The sequence below is a fragment of the Thermoanaerobacter sp. A7A genome (assembly GCF_000445185.1).
Taxonomy (GTDB): Bacteria; Bacillota; Thermoanaerobacteria; order Thermoanaerobacterales; family Thermoanaerobacteraceae; genus Thermoanaerobacter.
The window spans coordinates 1-5306 of record NZ_AVAF01000041.1 but is presented as its reverse complement, the minus strand read 5'-3'; the positions used below and the strand labels follow the sequence as shown (position 1 = coordinate 5306).

Genomic DNA, 5306 nt, shown 5'->3' with positions numbered 1-5306 from the left:
AGTTCCTTCTATATCCATGGTATCTTATTTCCAGCATCTTGTCAATTGACTAAAAGTATAAATTTTCACTAAAATAGCCTTTACTTTTGCACTTTAGTATAAAAACCGAGTTTCTCTCCTTTAAAATTTGTACTAAAGTACATTCTAACATTTTTGTCCCTTATTTAGTAATGTAAAGACAATAAAAACTCATATTAAATCTAACTTTGTTGCCTTGTATATGCAGTCCTTCACATTCTTTGTTCTCAATAGTTTGAAAATTTTCCTTTTATGATACTTTATATTGCTTAGTGACATATTAATTGTTTTTGCAATTTCTTTATCTGTTTTCCCTTCTGCCGTAAGCTTGAGTATCTTTATATCTATTTCGTCAAATTTTCTTTTTATTCTTTCCATCTCAAATTCCTGGTAATTTCTTTCTATATATCTTGCCAGTAAAAATACTACTGCTACTAAATTATCATTAAACTCATTTTCAGAAGATATGTCTACTATCCCTATCAAATTTCCTTCTTTATCAAAAATAGGCCCAGCAGTACAATTTAATCTTTTTAAATCTTCAATATAGTGCTGTTCTTTTCTTACAACCGCTATATTCTTCTCTCTTATCGCCAGTGATACTGCATTTGTACCTGCAATTTCTTCTTTTAATACCATACCCTTTTTTAAGTAAAAATCGATATCGGCATGGGGTAAGTTTAATTCCAGTATTACACCTTCTTTATCAGTTAACAAAAATATAAAGTTTTTAAAATCATTAATATCTTTCAAATCTTTAATGCTTTTGCGAAAAGCTTTAATTAATGAATATCTTTTGCTATCTTCAACAATTTTTACATTATTCAACACCACTAACTTTTTATCCGGTGTTAAGCCCCTTTTTAAGCATCTCCCCCACGACTGTTCAAATAGACCCTTATGTGTCTCAAACTTTATAATCTTGTCCATATTTTCCCTCCATATATGCTCCTTATTGTAATATTTCTCCATTAACCTCTAAATTCCTTCTTTGATTGCCAAATTGTAATATTTCTGTAATGTTGTATCAAAGAAAAATGTCGATCCCTTTTATTTAAAATATAAAAAGCCCGGACAGTGCTTTCTGTCCGGGCTTTTTATATTTCAGACAAAGGGAACCGTCCCCTTTGTCTGATAATGTATTTGTTTTTGTAAAACCATTTATTCATTGTCATCACCTAAAATGACTTTTGTCTCAAATATCCATCGTTGCATTGACTTTATCCCCATAAACTTGCTATATATTTCCATAACCCGATGTATTCCAATATTAAAGCTAAGCTATAACACATAATCAGGCTGCCTTGTGCCCTGCCGATCATTTTATAAATAATATCATCATCATACTCCTTCAATTATTAGGATTTTTTACTTTTCCATTTAATCAATAATTCATTAGCAAAATAGATTGCAAAATAAATTATTACTACATCTATAGCAAATATACCCATATTGAAACTTGTTGATGTCAATAATGTAATTTTTGCTTTTAATAAATTATCATTATAAGTAGTCAAAAAGGCAAAAGGATATCCATAATGGATGGCAAACCCATCTGTTGATTGATATGGAAGTACGTAAGCCAACAACAAAGTTAACCACGCTGCCCAGTTGAAAAATCCCTTATTGAATTTCACAAATTTCTCCCTCCCCCTATTGTCTCCCATTATATTACTTCTACATATCTTTACAAATTCCTCCTCTGTTTACTAAATTGTAATATTTATGTAACATTGTTGTAATACTTTGATTTTATAATGCAACATTTAAAGAAAAAAATAAAAGAGCAGGAATTTCCTGCCACTGTTTCGAGTTATTCTTACTTGTCCCTTTTATATTTCTTCCAGTGGATGTGGATATTTTTGCTTAAAATCCAGACAAATGAACCTCCCCTTGTCTTTTGTCATACTTTATCCAGCATATATCCTTATGAGTTCTAGTATAATTACAAATATTACAACACAACTTACTATCAGCCCCATAATTATCCCTATTATTCGTTTTGATTTACTACTTAATTTATTAAATCTTTTAAACATGGTTTAATATCTCCTCTCTAATAAAAATCTGATTACTTAACGGCAATAAATACAGTTTACAAAATTAATGCTACTGCATATTACAAAGCGTTAACTTTGTAATATGCAGTAATTTATAAAAACAACATCCAAAAATATTTAAACTGAAACTTTAAATGTCCAGAATCCTTTAATTATTCGTCTTGAAAAGTTAATGTTCTGAAAAATTAATCTTCACCACGCGAATTAATACTTTTAAATATTTTATAATTTATTTACCCATCCTCCAGCATTGTTGTAAATATCACCCCACACTCCAACTTGAACAGTCTGGATTGGAATTCCTAAATCTATCATAGTTAAATCTGCAGTAGAATATGCTTTATCCCCAAAAATCCAAGCCGTTTTTCCACTCCACGAATACGACCAGGCTGGAGCTAATAAATTTCTTGATACAACATGATCATATCCAACTATACTTAATATTGAATAATTATCATGTTCATACTTAACCCATGAGGTTGTTTCAAATACGGTTATTCCAAATACTTCTACCCAGCGTTTATATGTTGCAGTAGTCAGTTCAATTGATGAACTAGAAATTGTATAATCTCTTTTATCTAGTAATTTATCAATACTATTATCAACTACTATATCACCACCTAAAAAGGTTTCTTTTTCGCTATCTCCTAATGCTTTAAACACATCCCTCATTAGTTCTTTATTATTAATTATTTCAATGAATTTTTCTTGCTTATCTTTTGTTAAAGATTTGTATTTATATAGCGCATTTATAATAGCATTTTTTTCTTCACTATTACTATTATTGGCTTTTTGGATTAAATAAGATTCATATTCTTGGGGTGAATTAACCATTAATTTTTTATTGTTTAAATTCGAAATTTTTAAATCGGTAGCAGAGGCTGGACTCAAAGTTGAAATTGAAAGAAACAATGCAATTGCAAACAATAAAATTAACTTTTTAATATTTAAAGACTTTTTTACCATTATTAACACCACCTGTATTATTTTTTAACATGTTATTATCTAAAATATTCTCTTTTTCTAACACTTTCAACTCCTTTCCTAATAATTCTAAGGACTACCGGTAGTTCCTTCTATATCCATGGTATATTATTTCCAACGTCATGTCAATTGACCAAAAGTATAAATTTTTACTAAAATAGCACTTACTTTTGTACTTTAGTATAAAATTTAATTTCTTTTCTTCTAAAATTTGTACTAAAGTACAACTTTTTAATAAATTTACACTTTAGTAAACAGTAAACAGACAACGGACAACAGGGACAACAGGGACGGTTCCTCTTGTCCGATTTATTTTTTAGAAATTTTCAATTAACACTATAGCAATATCCCAAATCATCAGTTACATACAATCCCCAACTCAACATGTACACTTTTGTAATAGTTTATTTCGCATTTGGAATTTTACTGATTATCCTATATTTTTTAGATAAAAATAAAAAATAAGGCAAATACTCAGTAAATTATAGGTATCTATTAGCTCTCATAATTCCACTTCATGTTATTATAATTATATTTTTCTTATTTTTTTCATCAAAGGCTACAAATCCACTTTTCCCATGATAATAAAAATTGATTGCATAATAAGAAAAATCTATTCTCCCCTTTACATTGCTATTCATCTTATATTTGTATTCTCTTAACCATCCGGTTAATTCCTTGATTTTTTCTTCATCTTCTGTTATTTTAGATTGTCCATCTTTCAATATCTCTACTTTGTAAACACCATCAAGATTAAACCCAATTGCTTCATCAATGGTCTTTATTCTATAATCATACAGATTTTTAATTAAAATAGCAGCAAAGCAAATTATCATCACTAATATAATAACTTTTACTTTCTCATCCATTTTTATTTCCATCACACCTTTAATTTCTTACTTTAAACTCCACAACCTCGATTTATCAATTCACCCTATCTCAATATTTTGTAATTAACTTAATCAAAATTAGAAAATCTCATTTTCTCACTAAATTTAAGCTCTTTTCCCTTTACTAAATTATGCCTTTTTAAAACAACTCAACACCTCCCTTCCGCACTTGGGATAAAGAGTTCCCAATAATATTAGCATGAGGAAATCTATTGTTGTAAAAATTTACCATTTAATATTTCTATCTTATATTTTTTTCGTAACTCGTTTTTATACTTTTCAAAAAATTCATTAACCTTATTTATATCGTTTTTATCCTTTTCAGACATTGCTGATATAATTTTATTTTTCAAATTCCCTATTGAAAGTATTTTTTGGTAATAAACTATTATTTCGTTCCAATATTCATCTTCAGACATTCCCAATCCTTTAATATATGCTTTAAAATTATAAATTTCTTACATTGCCTCTTTTTGATTTTCACATTTTAATTCCCCTTTTGCAATAGCATTCATAATATACCTTGTATTTTCCATAAATTTTTTAGCATCATCATAGGTAACATTTAAACCCTGCCTCTGTGCTTCTTCATATAATATAGCTTCATCGATCAATTTATTTAATATATCTTTTCTACTCACGTCTACACTCAAAAAAGAATTAATATTTAGGTTACTATTTTGTAATTCAGATAATTTCCTATTTAATACTTCTTTTTGGAATTTATTAAATAATATCTGCATTTCAATATCTTCTTTTGTGATTTTTGTGTTTCCAACTTTTGCTACTATAACATCCCTGTCTTTCTCATATTTTAGACTATTTTTCCCGAGCAAAAACCAAGGATTTGAACCAGCTGCTGTAATAATAGATGCAGCCAAAATTGTTATTAATAAAACTATCATCAACAAAATTTTTCTATTTTTACTCATTTTACAAACCTCCCGTATATATTTCATTATCTAAAATTTTACCTATAAACTTTTTATTGCTCTAAGCTACTACTAAATGTCTTCCATATGTTCAGTGTTTCTGGGGCTATCACCTGTATAGTTCCTTCCTCTTTCCACGTATCTGAAAATGTATCAAAAAATAAATTAGTATAGTTAACTAGTTAACACCATATTTCACTATATTATCAGGAGAAATAATTATAGGCGGGTATGTGAAACTTTCTAATGTGGTATACAAAGAATTATTTGCTTTCCATCTCAGTAGGATATTCTCTTGTTTTTGCAAATTTATAAAAAAACTAGATAATGCCATTCTGTCCGGGCTTTTTAAATTTCAGACAAAGGGAACCGTCCCCTTTGTCTGTCCACACTTTATATGGTACTTTTGAACATCCTTTATG

Annotated in this window: 6 protein-coding genes; all 6 read right to left on the bottom strand. The window is 28.5% G+C overall.

Translation table 11 applies throughout. The annotated features are described in order from the left end of the window. Positions 1-189: 189 nt before the first annotated feature. Positions 190-948 (bottom strand): LuxR C-terminal-related transcriptional regulator, encoded by a 759-nt coding sequence (locus M663_RS0102560; RefSeq protein WP_029687838.1) that lies wholly within the window; start codon positions 946-948, stop codon positions 190-192. Between the two features lie 428 nt (positions 949-1376). Further along, a complete protein-coding gene (locus tag M663_RS0102555) occupies positions 1377-1655 on the bottom strand; it encodes a hypothetical protein (protein ID WP_012996089.1) in 279 nt (92 codons plus the stop codon). A gap of 645 nt (positions 1656-2300) precedes the next feature. Next, positions 2301-3044: a hypothetical protein gene (locus M663_RS0102545; RefSeq protein WP_028992357.1), complete on the bottom strand. Its 744-nt coding sequence runs from the start codon at positions 3042-3044 to the stop codon at positions 2301-2303. Between the two features lie 533 nt (positions 3045-3577). Beyond that, entirely contained in the window at positions 3578-3943 is a 366-nt protein-coding gene (locus M663_RS0102535) for a hypothetical protein (RefSeq protein ID WP_273702598.1), read from the bottom strand. Between the two features lie 218 nt (positions 3944-4161). Next, positions 4162-4371, bottom strand: coding sequence for a hypothetical protein (locus M663_RS0102530; RefSeq protein ID WP_029687835.1), 210 nt, complete (start codon positions 4369-4371; stop codon positions 4162-4164). Between the two features lie 39 nt (positions 4372-4410). Continuing rightward, the gene (locus M663_RS0102525; RefSeq protein ID WP_029687834.1) at positions 4411-4884 is read right to left on the bottom strand and encodes a SurA N-terminal domain-containing protein; all 474 of its coding nucleotides are present in this window, start codon (positions 4882-4884) and stop codon (positions 4411-4413) included. Between the last annotated feature and the right edge of the window lie 422 nt (positions 4885-5306).